The organism is Bradyrhizobium sp. USDA 4461, assembly GCF_054055655.1.
Genome location: NZ_JBSRXM010000001.1, coordinates 310424 through 329276, shown reverse-complemented (window position 1 = coordinate 329276; position 18853 = coordinate 310424). Strand labels below are relative to the sequence as shown.

Here is an 18853-nt window from a genome sequence, read left to right as displayed (position 1 = left end):
CTAATGCGACATTTACGAATGACTAAAGAAAAGCTTTTGACGATGACCAGCGCGGTCGCGCTCGTCGCAGCATCGGTCACTCTTGTCGCGCCGGCCCGCGCCGACGAGGCGGCCGCCAAGAAGTGGATCGACAGCGAATTTCAGCCGTCGACCCTCTCCAAGGACGACCAGATGAAGGAGATGCAGTGGTTCATCAAGGCCGCTGCCCCCTTCAAGGGCATGGAGATCAACGTCGTCTCCGAAACCCTGACCACCCACGAGTACGAATCCCGCACGCTCGCCAAGGCGTTCGAGGAGATCACCGGCATCAAGGTCAAGCACGACATCATCCAGGAAGGTGACGTCGTCGAGAAGATCCAGACCCAGATGCAGTCCGGCAAGAACGTCTATGACGGCTGGATCAACGACTCCGACTTCATCGGCACCCACTTCCGCTATGGCCAGGCCGTCGACCTGACCGAATGGATGAAGGGCGAAGCCAAGGACGTCACCGATCCGATGCTCGACGTCGACGACTTCATCGGCAAGTCGTTCACCACGGCACCGAATGGTCACCTCTACCAGCTGCCCGACCAGCAGTTCGCGAACCTCTATTGGTTCCGCTACGACTGGTTCACCAACCCGGACTACAAGGCCAAGTTCAAGGCCAAGTACGGCTACGATCTCGGCGTTCCCGTGAACTGGTCGGCCTATGAGGACATCGCCGAGTTCTTCACCAACGACGTCAAGGAAATCAACGGCGTCCGCGTCTATGGCCACATGGACTACGGCAAGAAGGATCCCTCGCTCGGCTGGCGTTTCACCGACGCCTGGCTGTCGATGGCCGGCAACGGCGACAAGGGTCTTCCGAACGGCCTGCCGGTCGACGAATGGGGCATCCGCATGGAAGGCTGCCGTCCGGTCGGCTCGTCGGTCGAGCGTGGCGGCGACGTCAACGGCCCGGCGTCGGTCTATTCGATCGTCAAGTATCTCGACTGGATGAAGAAGTATGCTCCGCCGCAGGCGCAGGGCATGACCTTCTCCGAGTCGGGCCCGGTGCCCTCGCAGGGCAACATCGCCCAGCAGATCTTCTGGTACACCGCCTTCACCGCCGACATGGTGAAGCCCGGCCTGCCCGTGATGAACGCGGACGGTACGCCGAAGTGGCGTATGGCCCCGTCGCCGCACGGCTCGTACTGGAAGGAAGGCATGAAGCTCGGCTACCAGGACGTTGGTTCGGCCACGCTCCTGAAGTCGACCCCGGTCGACCGCCGCAAGGCGGCCTGGCTCTATCTGCAGTTCATCGTCTCCAAGACGACGAGCCTGAAGAAGAGCCATGTCGGTCTCACCTTCATCCGTGAATCCGACATCTGGGACAAGTCGTTCACCGAGCGTGCGCCGAAGCTCGGCGGCCTGATCGAGTTCTACCGCTCGCCCGCGCGCGTGCAGTGGACCCCGACCGGCAACAACGTGCCCGACTATCCGAAGCTGGCGCAGCTGTGGTGGCAGAACATCGGCGATGCGTCGTCCGGTGCGAAGACACCGCAGGCTGCGATGGACGCGCTCGCCGCGGCCCAGGATTCGGTGATGGAACGTCTTGAGAAGTCCGGTGTGCAGGGTGCCTGCGGACCGAAGCTGAACAAGAAGGAAACAGCCGAGTACTGGTTCGCCAAGTCGGCAAAGGACGGCAACATCGCGCCGCAGCGCAAGCTTGCCAACGAAAAGCCGAAGGGTGAGACGGTCGACTACGACACGCTGATCAAGTCGTGGCCGGCCTCGCCGCCCAAGCGCGCCGAAGCGAAGTAAGTCGGCAAGGCGTACCAGCCCACGCCATCCGAAGACTGCGAAAGGCCGGGAGCAATCCCGGCCTTTTTTGCTGTCCGGCATCCGAGGCAAGGAGAGTGGAGGCCGGCTCTCGATTGTGCTCAAATGACGCGATGAGATCATCATGCGTCTCCCGTCGCCGCATCATGATCCCGGGAGTTTCGCCATGCGCATGATTTTTCGCTGCGATCCGCGGCTTGCCGATCACCTGCCACGGCCTTACCCGGCCCGCACTGCATTGCCGGACTGGCTGCGCGCGATGCCGGCGAAGGCGCATTCGGAGATCCACGACCGCGAGATCCGCACGGTCAAGCAATGTCCGCCCTTCGTTGATGCGATGGCCCATGGCGTGATGATCCCGCTGCCCTGCGATGTCAGGGTCGAGTGCGGCACGTTCGCATGGGACTGGGACATTCCCGAGCCCGCAACACCGGGCCATCCGCGTGCGCCGCTCAGCTTCCATCCCGTCGCGCAGTTTGCCGTCGCGCCGTTTGCCAACGGGCAGGCCGCGCTGAAGTTCAACAGCTTCTGGACCATCGAGCTCGAGCCGGGCTGGTCGCTGTTCGCGACCCATCCGATCAATCGCGACGACCTGCCGTTCCGCGTGATCTCGGGGCTGGTCGACGCCGACCGGTTTCACGACGGCGGGATCAATTTCCCGGCGGTGTGGAGTGAGCCCGATTTTTCCGGTGTGCTGCCGAAGGGCACGCCGGTCGTGCAATGCTTCGCGGTGCCGCGTCAGGCCCCCGAACTCCTGTTCGAGCCGTTCGACGACGCGCATCGCGAAGCCTATTCGAAGGTTCTCGGCGAGGTGCTGGCCGCACCCAATGTCTACCGCAAGCATTTCCGCGCCAAGCGCGGGAAACTAAAGCGCGATGAGATTTAGTTGAATCGTCATCGCGCTTTAGCCCTTTGTTGAGCATGATCTTTTCGGAAAACCGCTTCACACTTTTCCGGATCATGCTTTAGTTACTTAGCGCCGCACGCAGCGCGCGCTCGTCGAGCCACAGCCGGCCGTGCGGGGCCGAGGTCAGTGCCATCGCGATCGATCCGAACAGCTGCGGACGCAAGCCATAGGCGCGCGCGAAGGCCTGCATCGCGGCGTCGGGCTCGCCGCCCTCCTGCAATGCGATCCCGAGATTGAGTGCCGCTTCGGCGTAGTCCGGCCTGATCTCGATCGCCCTGCGATAGGCCTGTGCAGCGCCGTCATGGTCGCGCAAATCCTGCCTGGCCACACCGAGATCGAACCACACCGAGGCCGGCGCCGCGCCTGTGGTCGCTCGCTCGAGCAGGCTCACCGCCGCCGGCAGGTCACCATCCTCCCAGGCCAGCCGGCCGAGCCGCGCATTGGCTTCCTGATGCTCGGGGATGGCCTTGACGATCGCCGCCCAGGCCTCGCGCGCCTGCGCCTTGCGGCCGGCAAGCTCCAGCGTGCGCGCCTTCTCGACGAACGCATCGCGCTGCGGCTTGAGCGCGATGGCGCGGTCGAGATGGGCCAGGGCGGCATCGAATTCGCCGTCGCTGCGGGCGAGGCGGGCGGCGAGCAGCTGCGCCGCGGCATTGTCGGGCCGCGTTGCCAGGCTCGCCGCGACATGCCTGCGCGCCGGTGCGAGCTCGCCTTTGGTGAACAGCACGGCGGCCAGCAGATGGCTCAGCATCGGCTCGCCGGGCTGCCGCGCAAGGCCGCCCTCGCACAGCGCGATCGCCTCGTCGTGCCGGCCGCTATTGAATGCAGCGGTGGCGCGTCGAACGATATCCTCGGCGGCGTCCTTGTTCATTCCCGCATGTGACCGTGTCATGCTATCGAGACGCACCATGCTATGCGGCGCCGGAGATCATGGCCAGCGCTTACCGCGCGACGAGGCCGTCGATGCTTAGAAATCCGAGGGCGCGCAACGCAAAAAGGCCGGGAGCGGTCCCGCCCTTTTTCGTTCGCCATGCCTACACCCTCTTTCGTCATTCCGGGGCGCGCAAAGCGCGAACCCGGAATCCATCTTGACGCGAGTCATGCGGATCAATGGATTCCGGGTCTGCGCCTGGCGGCGCAGCCCGGAATGACGATATGGAGAGAGTGGACTTGTTTACTCCGCAGCCTCCGTCGCCTTCAGCGTCGGGTAATCCGTGTAGCCCTTGGCGCCGCCGCCGTAGAAGGTCGCCTTGTCCCACTCGTTGAGCGGGGCGCCGGCCTTCAGCCGCTCGACCAGGTCGGGGTTGGAGATGAACGGCTTGCCGAATGCGATCAGGTCGGCCGCACCGGCCTCCAGCACCTTCTCGGCCAGCGCGAAGTCGTAGCCGTTGTTGGCGATATAGGCCTGCTTGAAGCGCTTGCGCAGCGAGGCGTAGTCGAACGGGGCGTTGTCGCGCGGGCCGCCGGTGGCGCCTTCGATGACATGGATATAGGTCAGCTTCAGCGCGTTGAGCTGGTCGACGATGTGATCGAACAGCGGCTGCGGGTTGCTGTCGGAGACGTCGTTGGCCGGCGTCACCGGCGAGATGCGGATGCCGGTGCGGTCGGCGCCGGCTTCGCCGACAACCGCCCTGGACACTTCCAGCATCAGCCTGGCGCGGTTCTCGATCGAACCGCCATAGGCATCGGTGCGCTTGTTGGTGCCGTCCTTGGCGAACTGGTCGAGCAGATAACCGTTGGCGCCATGGATCTCGACGCCGTCGAAGCCGGCGGCGATCGCGTTCGCCGTGGCACGCTTGAAATCGTCAATGATGCCGGGGATTTCCGACAGCTCGAGCGCGCGCGGCTCGGAGACGTCGGCGAAGGTGCCGTTGACGAAGGTCTTGGTCTTGGCGCGGATCGCGCTCGGCGCCACCGGTGCGCCGCCGTTCGGCTGCAGCGCGACATGCGAGATGCGGCCGACATGCCAGAGCTGGATGTAGATGTGGCCGCCACGCTCGTGCACGCGATCGGTGACCTTGCGCCAACCCTCGACCTGCTCCTTCGAATAGATGCCGGGCGTGTCCTGATAGCCCTGGCCCTGCTGCGAGACCTGGCTCGCTTCGGTGATCAGCAGGCCGGCGGAGGCGCGCTGGCCGTAATACTCCACCGCGAGCGGACCCGGCGCGAAGCTCGGTGCCGGCGCGCGGTTGCGCGTCAAGGGCGCCATCACCAGGCGGTTCGACAAGGTTACGGGGCCAAGCTTGAACGGCTCGAGAAGTTTGGTCGATTGGCTCATGAGGAAATGTTCCAGGAAGTGACGGATGGAGCAGACTTGTGCATTGCGGCGAGAAGCGCAATGGCTGGGCCATGCGTGCCGTGCGGGCTAACCACGCACGATTCCGCCCATGTGACCGGCGTCGAGGAACAGGGTATGCGCGTTCACGTAGGAAGATTCATTCGAAATCAGGAACAGCGCAGTATAGGCGACCTCCCATCCAGTGCCCTGGCGGCCGAATGGCACTGTCACGGCACGGTCCGACCGCCGGCGGCTGGCGTCGCGGCCCATCGGCGTATCCATGAAGCCGGGCGCGATCACGTTGCAGCGAATGCCCTTGTCCTCGCCGGCCCGTGCGATCGCCCGGCCGAGCGCGATCTGCGCCGCCTTGGAGGATTCATAGGCCGGGTTGCGGCCGCCGGCGCGCTGGCTCGCCATCGAGGAGATCAGGATAATCGCGCCGCCCGGCGCCATCACTTCCAGTGCCTTTTGCGCGAACAGCATGTGGCTGCGGACGTTGACGGCATAGTCGCGGTCCCAGGCTTCTGCCGTCATCTTGGGCAGCGACAGGCCGGAGGAGATGCCGACATTGAGCACCAACCCGTCGAGCCCGCCGAGCTTCTGCGCGCAGCGTTCGACAGCGGGCGCGATCGCCGCGACATCGGAGACATCGACGACATCGGTGAAGGCCTTGCCGCCCTCCCTGGTGATCTGCGCGACGGTGTTGTCGGCAGCCTCCTTGTTGACGTCGAGGCAGGCAACCGACGCGCCCTCGCGCGCGAACAGGACGCTCATTGCACGCCCGTTGCCGATCGGCGGTTCGGCGTCGACGGTCGTGCGCTGTCCGGCACCGACCACGATGATGCGCCGGCCGGCGAGGCGGCCGTGATTTTTCGCGAGCCCCAGCGCTTCCGCGTGCAGCGAGGCTGAGGGATCGACGGCTTTCGGTGCGTGGGTTGTGGTCGACATGGCGTGCTCCCTGACGTCTTGTTGTTGTCAGGGAGCAGTAGCACGGCAGGGTATGCGAGGCGAAGTGTGGCGCCGAAGCAGGAAATCCCGCGGCGGGGAATATGAGTTGCCACTCGTCATTCCGGGGCTCGCGAAGCGAGAACCCGGAATCTCGAGCCGCATAACCTCTGGATTCCGGGTTCGATGCTGCGCATCGCCCCGGAATGACGCGCTAAGCGCGCGTCAGCTCACGCCAAGGAAGTCGCGCTTGCCGATCTCGACGCCGTTGTGGCGCAGGATGCCGTGCGCGGTGACGGCGTGGAAGTAGAAGTTCGGGAACGAGAAGGCGTTGAGGAATTGCTGGCCCTTCAAGGTCATGGTGCGTTCAGCGCCGATCGGAAAGGTGACGTCCTTGGCTTCGCCGCCTTCGAACTGCTCGGGCTTGAACGACTTCACATAGGTGATCGTGTTGGCGAGCCGCTGCTTGAGGTCGCCGAAGGTCGTCTCGGTGTCGGGCGTCGACGGCACCGTGCTGTGGGTCAGCCGCGCGCAACCCCTGGAGGCATGGTCGCAGACCAGCTGGATCTGCTTGGTCAGCGGCAGCATGTCCGGATAGAGCCGCGATCCCAGCAGCACCTCGGGCGCGATCTTCCTGGCCTCGCAATGCGCCTCCGCCTTGGTCAGCTCGCCGGTGAGGCTGTTGAGGATCTGCAAATAGGCGGGGACGACGGCGTCATAAAAGGACATGTGATGCTCCCTGGGTCTGATGAAAATCCGGATGTGACCGAATGGCGATGCTGCAGATGGGGCGGCAAAGGGAAAAATACAACTGCAGGAGGCTGTAACAGTTGGTCAAATATTTCCTGCGGCGGCGCGCCCTCTCAGTCCCGTCATCCTGAGGATCGCGAAGCGCGTCTCGACGGATGCACGGCCCAGCTGGTGGCCGTCGACCCTTCGAGACGCGCTTCGCGGTCCTCAGGGTGACGGATCAAGAGTCTGCGTAGCCCGGATGGAGCGCACCGCAATCCGGGAGTCGCGTTGGTTGTCCTCCCGGATTTCGCTTTCGCTCCGTCCGGGCCACAGGCAGTGAACCTACCGCGTCGGCACCGTCGCATCCGCGGCCGGCTGCGTGCGGCCGCCGCCGCGCATCCGCGCCAAGAGCTCCGCGGTCGGCCAGGAGTCCGCGGGCAGGCCGTATTTCATTTGCATCGCTTTCACCGCGCTGCGGCTCGCCTGGCCGAGCACGCCGTCGATCTTGCCGACGTCATAGCCGGCGCGCGCCAACAACCCTTGCAGCTCCTTGATCTCGCCAAACGGCAATTGCGCGACCGGGGCGTGCGGCCGCTGCATTGGCGGCGCGCCGGCGATGCGGCCGGCGAGATAGCCGGCGGTGGTCGAATAGATCAGCGAGTTATTCCATTCGGTGTAGGCGGCGAAGTTCGGGTAGGCGAGGAACGCGGGGCCCATCCGGCCCATCGGCAGCAGCAGCGAGGCCGGCAACTCGTCATTGGCGAGCGGCTTGCCGTCGCTCAAGGTGACGCCGAGCGCGACCCATTTCGAGCGCGGCAGCTTGATGGTGAGGTCGGCCTGGTCCCAGGGGAAGTTCGCGAAATTCGCGGCCTGCGGCACGCGCACCTCCTGCAGCCACGGCTCGCCGCGCCGCCACTTCAATCCGTTGGCGATGTAGTTCGCGGTCGAGCCGATCACGTCGGGCCCGCTCTGCAACAAATTGCGATGGCCGTCGCCGTCATAGTCGACGGCATAGTTGAAATAATGCGTCGGCAGGAATTGCGTCTGGCCGAGCTCGCCGGCCCAGGAGCCGATCATCTCGTCGGGCGAGAGATCGCCGCGCTCGATGATCTTCAGCGCCGCGATGGTCTCGCCCTGGAACATCTCCGAGCGGCGGCAGTCATAGGCCAGCGACACCAGCGATTTCAGCGTCGGCAGATTGCCCATCTGGGCGCCGAAATCGCTCTCCAGTCCCCAGAACGCGGCGATCACCGCCGGCGGCACGCCGTACTCCTTCTCGGCGCGCGCGAAGGCGGCCGCGTAGGTTCGGATGTATTGCTGGCCCTGCTGCATGCGGTAGTTCGCGGCCATGCGGCCGGCGAACTGGGTGAAGATCTGCCCGAACACGCGCTGGCCGCGGTCGCGGTTGACGATACCCTGGTCGTAGACGAGGTAGGGCGCGGCCTCCGCGATCGTACGCTGCGACACGCCGGCGGCGACCGCCTTCTGCTTCAGCTCGGCAAGGAAGCGATCAAAGCTCTGTCCGTTGTGGCAGGACGCGGCCCGCGGCGAAGCCACCGCGGCCGGGCGCGCCCGAACCGGGGCGGCGCCTGCGGGATTGGGCAGCGGCTGCTGTGCCAAGGCCAGCTGGGAGAGCGCCAGCGCGCCTGCGATCGCTGCAAACATGATCGGGGCGCGGAGGGGAGATGCTGGCATCGATGTCACCGGCTGGGGAAGGGAAATGGCCCAAACTGCATACACCAGGGCGATACCGGGCAACAACGGGGGAGGGCCTGTTAGACCAATTGGGCTTCGGCAGGTTGATTGGCCGCCGCTATGATCGGCCAAGTGATTCGCGGGCAGGGGTGTCGGCGGATCGATCACGCCCGGAGGGACCCATGTGGAGTTTTCTCGAGCGTCTGTTGGATTCGTCGACATTTTCGCCACACGGCATCTGCCTGTTGTGGGAGCCGGAACTGATCTGGCTCCATGTGATTTCAGACGCACTGATTGCCGCTTCCTATTTCTCGATCCCGTTTGCGCTGGCGATCCTGGTTTCCAAGCGGCGCGATTTCCAGTTCGGCTGGATGGCCTGGCCGTTCGCCACCTTCATCCTCGCCTGCGGCCTCACCCACGTGTTCTCGATCTACACGCTGTGGGTGCCGATCTACGGCCTCGAGGGGCTGCTCAAGGCGCTGACCGCGGTCGCCTCGATCTTCACCGCGGTGCTGCTGTGGCCGCTGATCCCGAAGATCCTGGCGATCCCGAGCGAGGCGCAGCTGCGCGAGGCGCATGTCGCGCTCGCCGAGGAAGGACGGCAGCGCCAGCGTTCGGAATTCCTGCTCGAGCGGTTCCGCGAGGCCGAGGCCAATGAGAGCAAGATCCGCCAGGCGCAGAAAATGGAAGCGGTCGGCCAGCTCACCGGCGGCATCGCGCACGACTTCAACAACATCCTCACGGTCATCACCGGCACCATCGACATCCTGTCCGATGCGGTGACCCACAACCGGCAGCTGACCGAGATCACCGGCTTGATCCGCGACGCCGCCGATCGCGGCGCCTCGCTGACGCGGCATCTGCTGGCGTTCGCCCGCAAGCAGCCGCTGCAACCGAGCGACGTCGATGTCAACGCGCTGATGGTCGACACCATCGAGCTGCTGCGCCCGACCATCGGCGACCATGTCGACATCGATTTCCACCCTGTGCCCAATCTGCCGCGCGCGCTGGTCGATTCCAACCAGCTCGTCACCGCGATCATCAATTTGGCGCTGAACGCCCGCGATGCGATGCCGAAGGGCGGCCGGCTCCGGATCGAGACCCGCATCGCCGAGTTGAAGCCTTCGGACGTGCACGGCCATGACGGGCTCGCCGCCGGCGACTATGTCGCAATCGCGCTGATCGACAACGGCCAGGGCATCGCGGAGGCCGATCTGGCAAAGGTGTTCGAGCCGTTCTTCACCACCAAGGATGTCGGCAAGGGCACCGGTCTCGGGCTCAGCATGGTCTACGGCTTCGTCAAGCAGTCCAACGGCCACATCACGCTCGACAGCGAGGTCGGTCGCGGCACCAGGGTGATGCTCTATCTGCCGCGCGCAGCGGCGGTCTCGCCGGCCGCGGTGCCCGAGCGGCGGCAGCCGGACGTGCGCGGCGCGCAGGAGATCGTCCTTGTCGTCGAGGATGACAGACTGGTGCGCTCCTACGTGCTGACGCAGATCGAGAGCCTCGGCTATTCGGCGCTGTCGGCCAACAACGGCTCTGAAGCGCTCGCCGTGCTCGACAGCGGCGCGCCGATCGATCTGTTGTTCACCGACGTCATCATGCCCGGCGCGATGAACGGGCGCGATCTCGCCATCGAGGCGCAGAAGCGCCGCCCCGGCCTGCGCGTGCTGTTCACGTCGGGCTACACCGATGACGCCATCGACCAGGACGGTAAGCTGGAGCAGGGCATCCTGTTCCTGGCCAAGCCCTACAGCCGCGCCCAGCTCGCGCGCATGCTGCGGTTTGCGCTGCGCGAGGAGGAAACCGCGCTCCCGCAGCAGGAGCCGGCGGAGTAGGCACGATGCCGTAGCCCGGATGAAGCGAAGCGCAATCCGGGATCTACTCCGCGGTGGGATTACCCCGGATTTCGCTACGCTCCATCCGGGCTACAGTCGACTACCTGTAGGATGACCAATCGTTAATCCGCGCCGCGTCGCTGCGACGCACGCGTTTCCCCTTGCGACGTCAGCGGCAAAATCCCTACCTCAACGACGTCGATTGTGGCAGCATTCCGCCTGCCGTCAGGGAACCACGATGAACTATTTTCGTACCGCGCTCCTGCTTGCCGGCCTCACCGCCCTGTTCATGGGGGTCGGCTATCTGATCGGCGGTGGCACCGGCGCCGTGATCGCGCTGATCGTCGCGGCTGCGACAAATCTGTTCGCTTACTGGAATTCCGATCGCATGGTGCTGTCGATGTACGGTGCCCATCAGGTCGATGCGCGCTCGGCGCCTGAGCTCTATAACCTTGTCGCTGAGCTCGCGCAGCGCGCCGGCCTGCCGATGCCGCGCGTGTTCGTGATGGATGAGGCGCAGCCCAATGCGTTCGCGACCGGCCGCAATCCGGAGAATGCGGCGGTTGCCGTCACGTCAGGATTGATGCAGCAGCTCAGCCGCGAGGAGCTCGCCGGCGTGATCGCGCACGAGCTCGCGCATATCAAGCACCACGACACGCTGACCATGACGATCACGGCGACGATCGCCGGTGCGATCTCGATGCTGGCGCAGTTCGGCATGTTCTTCGGCGGCAACCGCAACAACAACGGCCCCGGCATCATCGGCTCGATCGCGATGATGATCCTGGCGCCGCTTGGCGCCATGCTGGTGCAGATGGCGATCAGCCGCACCCGCGAATATGCCGCCGACAATTACGGCGCGCGCATCGTCGGCCAGCCGATGTGGCTGGCGTCCGCGCTCGCCAAGATCGAGAACGCTTCGCATCGGGTGCCGAACATGGAGGCCGAGCGCAATCCGGCCACCGCGCACATGTTCATCATCAACCCGCTGTCGGGCCACGGCGTCGACAATCTGTTCGCCACCCATCCCTCGACCGCGAACCGCATCGCCGCGCTCCAGCAACTCGCCGCCGAGCTCGGCACCCAGACCGCGCCGCGTCCGGCCGGCACTCCGCCGCGCAGCCCGTGGAGCGGATCACAGGGCTCATCAAGCCCACGCGGACCTTGGGGTTAAGCTCCCGGCGCCGCAGATGCGGGCGAGGTCACGCTTTTGCCGTCAGCACCACGTCGTCCATGACCAGCGCGTCGATGCCGGACTTGCGGAACGTGACGATCGCATCCATGGGGGTGCAGACGATCGGCTCGCTGTCATTGAAGGACGTGTTGACGACAAGCGGCACACCGGTCTTGGCATGGAAGCAGGAGATCAGTTCGTGAAAGCGCGGATTTGATCTGCGGCTGACGATCTGGACCCGGGCGCTGCCGTCGCGATGCACGACCGCCGGGATCAGATCGCGCCGATCCGACTTGACGGGACATGCAAACAGCATGAATGCATGACTGGCCGTCGGCGCGCCGATCTCGAACCATTCCTCGGCGTGCTCGGCCAGCACGCTCGGCGCGAACGGCCGGAAATCCTCCCGGTGCTTGACCTTCTGATTGAGGATGTCGCGCATGTCCGGCCGCCTGGGGTCGGCGAGCAGGGAGCGGTTGCCCAGCGCGCGTGGTCCGAACTCCATGCGGCCCTGGAACCAGGCGACGATCTTGCCGCCGGCGATCATCTCGGCGGCATCCCGCGCCGGAGATTTGCTGCGCGTTGCCTTGAGCCCGGCCGACTTGACCGCTGCCAGAATCTCGCGCTGCTTGAATGCGGGGCCGAGATACGGCGTATCGTTGCCGCGCTCGGGTGGACGCTTGTGCTTCGCGCAATGCACGGCAAAGGCAGCGCCGATCGCCGTGCCCGCGTCATGCGGCGCGGACGGGATGAACACATTCTTGAATTCGCCGGAACGCCTGACCCGATCGTTGGTCACGCAATTGAGCGCGACGCCCCCGGCAAGGCACAGATTCTCCGATGGCACCCTGCGCTTGAGACGCCGGACGGCGGCGATGACCGCGGCATCCGTCGCCTCCTGCAACGCCGCCGCCATGTCGGCGTGCCGCGGCAGGATTTCGCCGTCTTCATAGCGCGCCGGGCCGAACACGGCTTCCATTCGCGCGTAGCGCTCCGGGCTGTTGCCGAGATAGGCCGGCGACACACCGTAATTCACCTCGTCGGAACGCATGATCGACTGGAACTGCCGACGATAGACCTCCGGATCGCCGTAGGCCGCCAGGCCCATGACTTTCGACGCGTCGTAATGCGAGAAGCCGAGATAGCCGCTGAACACCTCCCAGATGAAGCCGATCGAGTGCGGATATTCGAAGGTCTCGACAGTCTGGATGCGACTGCCGGTGGCCTTCGCCAGCGAGGTGCCGGCGGTCTCGCCGATTCCGTCGATGGTCAGGATCGCCGCGCGGTCGAAGCCCGACGGGAAGTAGGCGGATGCAGCGTGCGCCATGTGATGGGGCACGAAATGCAGTCGCTGCCGCAGCGAGCGTCCAAGCAGGTCGTCGATGGCGCCCGGCACCTGACCGAGCCGGAGCCGAAAGGTCTCCTCCAGTCGCGGATCCCACCATTCGGCGTGATATCGCTTGCGACGCTGAGCGGGATCGAACGAGTAGGCGACGTGATCGATATCGCGCGTGGTGAGTCCGGCGTGGTTCAGGCAGAACCGGATCGCGCGTTCGGGGAGTTGATGCGGGTTGTCGAACTCGGCCGGCTTGCCGTGCTTGATGCGGTTGAACCGCTCTTCCTCGACAGCCACGACGAGCCTGCCGTCAACCAGCAGCGCGGCGGCGGACTCGTGATACACCGAGTTGATCCCGAGGATGTTCACCAGCGTCTCCCCCTGCGCCTGGAGCCGTCTTCCGTTCCGATCACATCGGAACGGAGCAGACGGCCCAAGCTGTCCGGAATGGTAAGGCGGTATCGAGGCCGCGCATTGGAGGCCAAAAGCCGCAGTCGATCCGCGCGAAACGCGCTATGCGCTCGCAGCGTCCAGCCGTTCGACCTGGACCTTGCTCAACTCGAGCCTGGTCGCTGCGACCAGCGTTGCGACCTGCTCGGGCCTGGTCGCGCTGGCAATCGGCGCGGTGATCGAGGGTTTTGCCATCAGCCAGGCGAGCGCGACCGCGGCAGGCTCGGCGCGGGTTTCCGCGGCGACCTCATCGAGGCCGGCCAGGATGCGCATGCCGCGCGGGTTCATGTATTTTGGAATGCTGCGTGCGCCGCGCGGGCTCTTGGTGAAGTCGGCCTCCGAGCGATATTTGCCGGTGAGGAATCCGGCGGCCAGCGAGAAGAACGTGATCACGCCGACGTCGTTGTCTTCGCAAACCTGTTGCAGCGCGCCTTCGTAGCTCGACCGTTCCGCCAGGCTGTATTCGGGCTGCATGCTCTCGTAGCGGGGCAGTCCGTTCGCCTTGGAGATATCGAGGGCCGCCTTAAGCCGCGCCGGCGAGAAGTTCGAGGCGCCGATCGCCCTGACCTTGCCGGCCTTGATCAGTTTATCGTAGGCCGCGAGCGTCTCTTCCTGCGGCGTCGTCTCATCGTCCTTATGCGACTGGTAGAGGTCGATGAAATCGGTCTGCAACCGACGCAGCGAGTCCTCGACCGCACGCGCGATATAGTCCGGCTTCAGCCCGACATTGCCGCCGCCCATGTCCATGCCGACCTTGGTGGCGAGGATGACGCGGTCGCGGTTGCCGCGCGTCTTCATCCATTTGCCGATGATGGTCTCGGACTCGCCGCCGCTGTGGCCCGGCACCCAGCGCGAATACACGTTCGCCGTATCCAGGAATGTCAGCCCCTGATCCAGCACGGTGTCGAGCAGCCGGAACGACGAGGCCTCGTCCACCGTCCAGCCGAACACGTTGCAGCCGAAGCACAAGGGAGGGACGGTGAGGCCGGAACGGCCGAGCGCACGATGCTTCATGAGTGTTGTTTCTCTTGTTATCAACGGGAGGCGCGCGAGACTGCGGCAGATTGCCGTTGTTTGCAAGACGCCGAGGCCCTGCCTCAGGTCAGGCGCGCTGCCCCTCCGGGCCGCGTCGGGCATGCATGGTCCGTCGCGCAGGAATGCGATTTCATTTGCACGGTGTTTGATGTAGATTGCCCGCCGAGCTGCCACCGGTCACGCCGAATTCCGGAGAATGCGCGGCAGCGTCAATGGCCATCGGCAGGCCTTATGGTCTCATTTTCAGTACGAATAATCTTCTGCCTGGGCCGCGCCTGGGTCAGTGCCATTTCCATTCCAGCCAAATGGAGCAATTGCCATGCATTTCTGCTTCTCTGGTGAATACACCCCGCGTTCTCTCAACAACATCATGGAAAACCCGGGGACCAACCGGTACGAGGCCGCGAAGAAGCTGATCGAGACGGCCGGCGGCAAATTGATTTCGATGTACAGCACGGCGGCCGACGGTCCCGGCGTGATGGTGATCTTCGACGTGCCGGATCCAAGCTTCGCACCCGCGATCAGCGGCGTGGTCGTGGCGGCCGGCGCGATGCAGAATGTACGGCTGGTGCGGCTCTTCACCCAGGATGAGATCAAGGTGGTGCGTCAGCATGCAAGCAAGCTCAAGGGCGTCTACTCGCCGCCCGGCAGCTGACACGGCGGACGATCAGAACCGCAAGTGATCTGACGACTGCTGTCACTCTCGCGCGGCGGCGCTGTCCAGCGTGCCGCGCGGAGACGGGGGCCGTTGCGCGCCACTGATCCGGGGCGCCGTCAACGGATGGGCGGTAGCTCAGGCGGATGTCGTGCGCGCGTGCCGGCTCGCATAGCCCCGGCCGGTTGTGCCGTTGCATGACGTCCGCCGCCTCGTACGGCAAGCCAGGTCCGCCGACAGATCCTGGCCGCGAGCAACGCGCGTGGTCGATGACGAGACCTGCGCCGGAAAAATCTGTCGCGTTCCGTGAAATGAAGTAAGGAGTGCGGTGTATGAATAGACGTTGCTGGTAAGTGCTGGCGGTCGATGCCGCGCACGCCAAATCCTTCCTCGCCGCCCATGACGTCCGCTTCCAGGAAGACGACCGGTCGCAGATCAGCGGCACCGTCTCCCGCGCGCACCGTGCCGCCAGCATTCTCGGCGCGCGTCACATGCCTGCAACAATGACCGACTAGTTGCTGCAACGGTCAGTATTCCCGCTGTCGTTGTCAGCCTGCGGTCCGCGGTCAACCCTTGTCCAGAACCATGCTCATCCTGCGGGGCACGCTCGTGCTCTCGTTCGGCCTGCTGATCCTGTCGCCGGCGCCGGGCCGCGCTCAAGACGGAATCCATTTCGCGACAAGTGATGTGGCTCAATGGATTCCGGGCTCGCGCCAAGAGGCGCGACCCGGAATGACGAGAGAACGGTGCGGGTCACCAGCTTTCGCGGTGATGACACCGTGGTGTGCAGGATCTTGAACCGAGAACCATCCCTGCTGTCGTCCTGGCGAAGGCCAGGAGACCCATTACCCCAAATGCGCGTTGTTGCGCGACGCTGGGGCTACGATCTCGTTTACAATGAAACGCTGTGGTTATGGGTCCCTGCTTTCGCAGGGACGACGCGCGGGGTGAGCACTATGGCCAAACAACAATCCGTCCACTCGCGCCGCACTTTCATCGGCGCCGCAATCGCGGGATTTCCCGCGACGCTTCTGCTGCGAACTGCCTCCGCCTCCGACAAGATGACAAAACCGCAGGCCGAGTATCAGGACACGCCGAACGGCATCTACTCCTGCGGCCTGTGCACGCTGTTCGTCGCGCCTGATGGCTGCAAGGTGGTCGAAGGCGTCATCAGCAAGGACGGCTGGTGCAAGGCCTTTGCCGCAGTGGATTGAGACACCCTGCTCTCCAGGGGGGATAAGAAAACGAGCCTACAATTCCCGCGCATTCGAGAACGCGAACGACGACACCCGCCGCGTGGTCTCGTCGAGGATCAGGGTGCGGGTGATCGGCGGCTCGGCGCGCTGGCTGCAATTCTCACGCTCACAGAGCCGGCAGTTGACGCCGATCGGCGTGCCCTCGATCTTTTCCAGGTCCATGCCGGTCGCATAGACGAGCTTCGCCGCATGGCGGATCTCGCAGCCGAGCCCGATCGCAAAGCGCGGCTGCGGCTGCGGATAGGGCGCCACCGGCCGGCGCACCATCTGCGCGATCGAGAAATAGCGTGTGCCGTCGGGCAGTTCGATCACCTGGCTGAGCAGGCGGTCCGGCATGTCGAAGGTGGAATGCACGTTCCAGAGCGGGCAGGTGCCGCCGAATTTGGAGAACGGGAAGGTGCCGGAGGAAAACCGCTTCGACACGTTGCCGGCATTGTCGACGCGCAGCAGGAAGAACGGCACGCCGCGCGCGTTCGGCCGCTGCAGCGTGGTGAGGCGGTGGCAGACCTGCTCGAAGCCGGCATTGAAGCGCTGCGCCAGCACATGGACGTCGTAGCTCAGTGCCTCGGCGGCGGAATGAAATGCCTGGTAGGGCATCATCGCGGCCGCCGCGAAGTAGTTGGCGAGCGTGATGCGGTAGAGCCGGCGCGCGGTGTCGTCGAGCGGGCCGGCGCGGCCGACGATGGCGTCGATCGCGGCGCCGCATTCGACAAAGCCGATCTGCAGCGCAAGCTGGAAACTGCGGCCGGAACTGTCGACGAGCTCGGAGATCAAGAGTTGCCGGCGATGCCGATCGAAACGGCGCAGCGTCTCGCGCATCACGTCGACCGGCATCACGCGGCAGACGATCGAATGCTTTTCCCGCAGCCGCGTGGCAAGGGCGGTGAACAGGCCTTCGGTCGGCACGTTGAGCTCGTCGCGCAGAGTTTCCGCCGCGGTCTCGAGCTCCGGAAAATAATTGCGGTTGGCCTCGATCAAATCGCGTACCCGCTCGATCGGGTTGGCGTCGAACTGCGAGCCCTCGCGGTCGGCCATCTGTGCCGCCACCAGCGTCTCGCCGCGGCGCGCCTCGGTGTAGGCGGCATAGAGCCGCTGCAACGCGTGCGTCACGCCGGGGCAGAGCTCGGCGAGGTCGCGCAGCTCCTGCTTCGGCAGGTCGATCTGGCGAAACAGCGGATCGGAGAAGATCTCGTTGAGCTCAGCGAAGAAGCGGTCCTCGTCGGCGGTGGCAAGATCGCGCAGGTCGAGGTCGTAGGTCTCGGCCAGCCGCAACAGGATCTGCGCCGTTACCGGGCGCTGGTTGCGCTCGATCAGGTTGACGTAGGACGGCGAGATGCCGAGCCCCTCGGCGATCTGGGTCTGCGACAGTCCCAATTGCTGGCGAATCCGTCGGAACCGCGGGCCGACGAACAGCTTCTTCCCGGACTCGCCCGGCATGGCAGCCTTCCTGACCTATGTTGTGACAACATTTACAAATCGACATTTATTACAAGTTCAGATGTTACATGACATCACCAATAAAAAACAAGGCATCTATACGAACTTCGCCTTTTGGCGTTTATCTCCCGACACGCACTTCGCGATGCTCTGTCAAGAATGTCGATGGCGAGCATACTGCGGGGATCAGAATTCAGGCGGCTGGGCCAAGGCAGCCTTACTTTTGAAGGAGACTGATGATGAGCAAGGGCAGCAATTTCTGGGTGATCGGCGGCGAGTTCGGCTCGATGAACTTCCACAAGCTCGTCGAAGGCTCGGCTCAGGTCCGCGGTCCGTTCAAGACCCGCAAGGAAGCCGAAGAGTGCTGGAAGGAAGTTTCGGAAGAGAGCCGCCACAAGGCCGGCGTGCGCTTCTCCATCGTCGAGGAGCCGTCGCGGGTTTCGGCGTAACGGCCAAAATCACCAGAGCTAAGAAAACGTCCAAGGACGGCGGCCCCATCCGGTTCATCCGGGTGGGGTCGACCGTTTTTGGAACACTGCCAGGGGCTTTTGATCTGGGGATAAGTCGCCGCCTAAGTGCTTGGGAACCAACGTCCTTTGCGGACGTCATGGTTGCTGATAGGTTAATGATTTGGGAAACCCCGTCAGCACGAGGCCGCAAGGCATGTCCGATCCGCAGAACACCGGTAGCGAGGCGCGCGAGATGCGGCCGACGCTGCGAGAGGCGTTGCGGCGGGCGCGGATCGAGGCGGCCGACCGCACCGGCGTCGTCGTCGAATTGCGCGATGCCGAGGTGGCGCGGCTCGAGATCCTCAACGATGCGCTCGATCCGCTGTTCGCGCAGGTGCCGGAGAAGGTCGATCTGTTCGACCGCGGCATCAGCCAGGGCGAGACGCCGCGGCTGTGGATCGACGTCGTCGCCCATGTGCTGATGGGGCGCGACAAGCGAATCTACCGCTTCGTGCAGGACACCCGTTTTGGCCGCATCGTGCTCGCCGAATCGCACGACGTGGCTGCGATCGTCGATGCGGTCACCGACTATGTCGCGCGCCGCATGATCGAGCGCGAGCATGCGATGGTGGCAACGCCGCTGCCGCTCGCCGAGCCGCCGGCGCCGCCGCCCATGCCGGTGGCGCCGCCGAAGCGTCGCGGCGGGATTGGCACGTTCGTGCTCGGCTTCGTCCTGGGCGCGCTCGCGCTGTTCGGTCTCGCGCTGCTGGCGAGCTTGCAGAACTACTGAAGCATGATCCGGAAAAGCGCGAAGCGGTTTTCCCTCGCGACAAACGCGGAACGCGTTTGCGCGGAGATCATGC

The 18853-nt window shown here is 64.7% G+C and carries 17 protein-coding genes; 9 read left to right on the top strand and 8 right to left on the bottom strand.

The window, feature by feature from the left end; all coding sequences use genetic code 11:
• Positions 1-18 precede the first annotated feature (18 nt).
• Both ACVINW_RS01615 and ACVINW_RS01610 read left to right on the top strand, forming a co-directional pair.
• Positions 19-1785 (top strand): ABC transporter substrate-binding protein, encoded by a 1767-nt coding sequence (locus ACVINW_RS01615; protein WP_456749680.1) that lies wholly within the window; start codon positions 19-21, stop codon positions 1783-1785.
• A gap of 184 nt (positions 1786-1969) precedes the next feature.
• Entirely contained in the window at positions 1970-2689 is a 720-nt protein-coding gene (locus ACVINW_RS01610; RefSeq protein WP_456749679.1) for a hypothetical protein, read from the top strand.
• 79 nt (positions 2690-2768) lie between these two features.
• Here ACVINW_RS01610 and ACVINW_RS01605 read toward each other — a convergent pair whose 3' ends face one another.
• The 5 genes from ACVINW_RS01605 to ACVINW_RS01585 form a co-directional block, all read right to left on the bottom strand.
• The gene (locus ACVINW_RS01605) at positions 2769-3581 is read right to left on the bottom strand and encodes a tetratricopeptide repeat protein (RefSeq protein WP_456749678.1); all 813 of its coding nucleotides are present in this window, start codon (positions 3579-3581) and stop codon (positions 2769-2771) included.
• Positions 3582-3884: 303 nt separating this feature from the next.
• A complete protein-coding gene (locus ACVINW_RS01600) occupies positions 3885-4988 on the bottom strand; it encodes an alkene reductase (RefSeq protein ID WP_456749677.1) in 1104 nt (367 codons plus the stop codon).
• Between the two features lie 87 nt (positions 4989-5075).
• Entirely contained in the window at positions 5076-5936 is an 861-nt protein-coding gene (locus ACVINW_RS01595; protein WP_456749676.1) for an SDR family NAD(P)-dependent oxidoreductase, read from the bottom strand.
• 222 nt (positions 5937-6158) lie between these two features.
• Positions 6159-6662, bottom strand: a complete 504-nt coding sequence (locus tag ACVINW_RS01590; RefSeq protein WP_456749675.1) for a DUF1993 domain-containing protein — start codon at positions 6660-6662, stop codon at positions 6159-6161.
• A 345-nt stretch (positions 6663-7007) separates the two neighbouring features.
• Positions 7008-8330 (bottom strand): lytic murein transglycosylase, encoded by a 1323-nt coding sequence (locus tag ACVINW_RS01585; protein ID WP_456756269.1) that lies wholly within the window; start codon positions 8328-8330, stop codon positions 7008-7010.
• A gap of 212 nt (positions 8331-8542) precedes the next feature.
• On the opposite strand from ACVINW_RS01585, the gene ACVINW_RS01580 reads away from it, so the two are divergent.
• Both ACVINW_RS01580 and htpX read left to right on the top strand, forming a co-directional pair.
• Complete coding sequence (locus tag ACVINW_RS01580; RefSeq protein ID WP_456749674.1) at positions 8543-10198, top strand: ATP-binding protein; 1656 nt, start codon at positions 8543-8545, stop codon at positions 10196-10198.
• 238 nt (positions 10199-10436) lie between these two features.
• The gene (gene htpX, locus ACVINW_RS01575) at positions 10437-11372 is read left to right on the top strand and encodes a zinc metalloprotease HtpX (protein WP_456749673.1); all 936 of its coding nucleotides are present in this window, start codon (positions 10437-10439) and stop codon (positions 11370-11372) included.
• 28 nt (positions 11373-11400) lie between these two features.
• On the opposite strand, the gene ACVINW_RS01570 is transcribed toward htpX, so the two are convergent.
• Complete coding sequence (locus ACVINW_RS01570) at positions 11401-13077, bottom strand: carbamoyltransferase family protein (protein ID WP_456749672.1); 1677 nt, start codon at positions 13075-13077, stop codon at positions 11401-11403.
• A gap of 144 nt (positions 13078-13221) precedes the next feature.
• Positions 13222-14172, bottom strand: a complete 951-nt coding sequence (locus tag ACVINW_RS01565; protein ID WP_456749671.1) for an aldo/keto reductase — start codon at positions 14170-14172, stop codon at positions 13222-13224.
• Between the two features lie 340 nt (positions 14173-14512).
• Here ACVINW_RS01565 and ACVINW_RS01560 point away from each other — a divergent pair, with 340 nt between their 5' ends.
• The 3 genes from ACVINW_RS01560 to ACVINW_RS01550 all read left to right on the top strand — a co-directional run bounded on the left by ACVINW_RS01560 (position 14513) and on the right by ACVINW_RS01550 (position 16062).
• Positions 14513-14848 carry a GYD domain-containing protein gene (locus tag ACVINW_RS01560; RefSeq protein ID WP_456749670.1) on the top strand — a complete coding sequence of 112 codons (336 nt, stop codon included), beginning with the start codon at positions 14513-14515 and terminating at the stop codon, positions 14846-14848.
• A gap of 353 nt (positions 14849-15201) precedes the next feature.
• Positions 15202-15363 carry a hypothetical protein gene (locus ACVINW_RS01555; protein ID WP_456749669.1) on the top strand — a complete coding sequence of 54 codons (162 nt, stop codon included), beginning with the start codon at positions 15202-15204 and terminating at the stop codon, positions 15361-15363.
• A 441-nt stretch (positions 15364-15804) separates the two neighbouring features.
• Positions 15805-16062 (top strand): high-potential iron-sulfur protein, encoded by a 258-nt coding sequence (locus tag ACVINW_RS01550; protein WP_456749668.1) that lies wholly within the window; start codon positions 15805-15807, stop codon positions 16060-16062.
• A 36-nt stretch (positions 16063-16098) separates the two neighbouring features.
• Here ACVINW_RS01550 and ACVINW_RS01545 read toward each other — a convergent pair whose 3' ends face one another.
• Entirely contained in the window at positions 16099-17541 is a 1443-nt protein-coding gene (locus ACVINW_RS01545) for a helix-turn-helix domain-containing protein (protein ID WP_456749667.1), read from the bottom strand.
• Positions 17542-17780: 239 nt separating this feature from the next.
• Between ACVINW_RS01545 and ACVINW_RS01540 the strand changes: the two genes are divergently transcribed.
• Together ACVINW_RS01540 and ACVINW_RS01535 are read left to right on the top strand one after the other, a co-directional pair.
• Positions 17781-17990 carry a DUF4170 domain-containing protein gene (locus ACVINW_RS01540; RefSeq protein ID WP_016839740.1) on the top strand — a complete coding sequence of 70 codons (210 nt, stop codon included), beginning with the start codon at positions 17781-17783 and terminating at the stop codon, positions 17988-17990.
• Between the two features lie 214 nt (positions 17991-18204).
• Positions 18205-18780 (top strand): hypothetical protein, encoded by a 576-nt coding sequence (locus ACVINW_RS01535; protein WP_456749666.1) that lies wholly within the window; start codon positions 18205-18207, stop codon positions 18778-18780.
• Positions 18781-18853 lie beyond the last annotated feature (73 nt).

Bases quoted from the DNA above. Each gene is read 5' to 3' on its own strand.
- ACVINW_RS01615 (WP_456749680.1), top strand. From the start codon at position 19: ATGACTAAAGAAAAGCTTTTGACGATGACCAGCGCGGTCGCGCTCGTC.
- ACVINW_RS01610 (WP_456749679.1), top strand. From the start codon at position 1,970: ATGCGCATGATTTTTCGCTGCGATCCGCGGCTTGCCGATCACCTGCCA.
- ACVINW_RS01605 (WP_456749678.1), bottom strand. From the start codon at position 3,581: ATGAACAAGGACGCCGCCGAGGATATCGTTCGACGCGCCACCGCTGCA.
- ACVINW_RS01600 (WP_456749677.1), bottom strand. From the start codon at position 4,988: ATGAGCCAATCGACCAAACTTCTCGAGCCGTTCAAGCTTGGCCCCGTA.
- ACVINW_RS01595 (WP_456749676.1), bottom strand. From the start codon at position 5,936: ATGTCGACCACAACCCACGCACCGAAAGCCGTCGATCCCTCAGCCTCG.
- ACVINW_RS01590 (WP_456749675.1), bottom strand. From the start codon at position 6,662: ATGTCCTTTTATGACGCCGTCGTCCCCGCCTATTTGCAGATCCTCAAC.
- ACVINW_RS01585 (WP_456756269.1), bottom strand. From the start codon at position 8,330: ATGTTTGCAGCGATCGCAGGCGCGCTGGCGCTCTCCCAGCTGGCCTTG.
- ACVINW_RS01580 (WP_456749674.1), top strand. From the start codon at position 8,543: ATGTGGAGTTTTCTCGAGCGTCTGTTGGATTCGTCGACATTTTCGCCA.
- htpX (WP_456749673.1), top strand. From the start codon at position 10,437: ATGAACTATTTTCGTACCGCGCTCCTGCTTGCCGGCCTCACCGCCCTG.
- ACVINW_RS01565 (WP_456749671.1), bottom strand. From the start codon at position 14,172: ATGAAGCATCGTGCGCTCGGCCGTTCCGGCCTCACCGTCCCTCCCTTG.
- ACVINW_RS01560 (WP_456749670.1), top strand. From the start codon at position 14,513: ATGCATTTCTGCTTCTCTGGTGAATACACCCCGCGTTCTCTCAACAAC.
- ACVINW_RS01550 (WP_456749668.1), top strand. From the start codon at position 15,805: ATGGCCAAACAACAATCCGTCCACTCGCGCCGCACTTTCATCGGCGCC.
- ACVINW_RS01545 (WP_456749667.1), bottom strand. From the start codon at position 17,541: ATGCCGGGCGAGTCCGGGAAGAAGCTGTTCGTCGGCCCGCGGTTCCGA.
- ACVINW_RS01540 (WP_016839740.1), top strand. From the start codon at position 17,781: ATGAGCAAGGGCAGCAATTTCTGGGTGATCGGCGGCGAGTTCGGCTCG.
- ACVINW_RS01535 (WP_456749666.1), top strand. From the start codon at position 18,205: ATGTCCGATCCGCAGAACACCGGTAGCGAGGCGCGCGAGATGCGGCCG.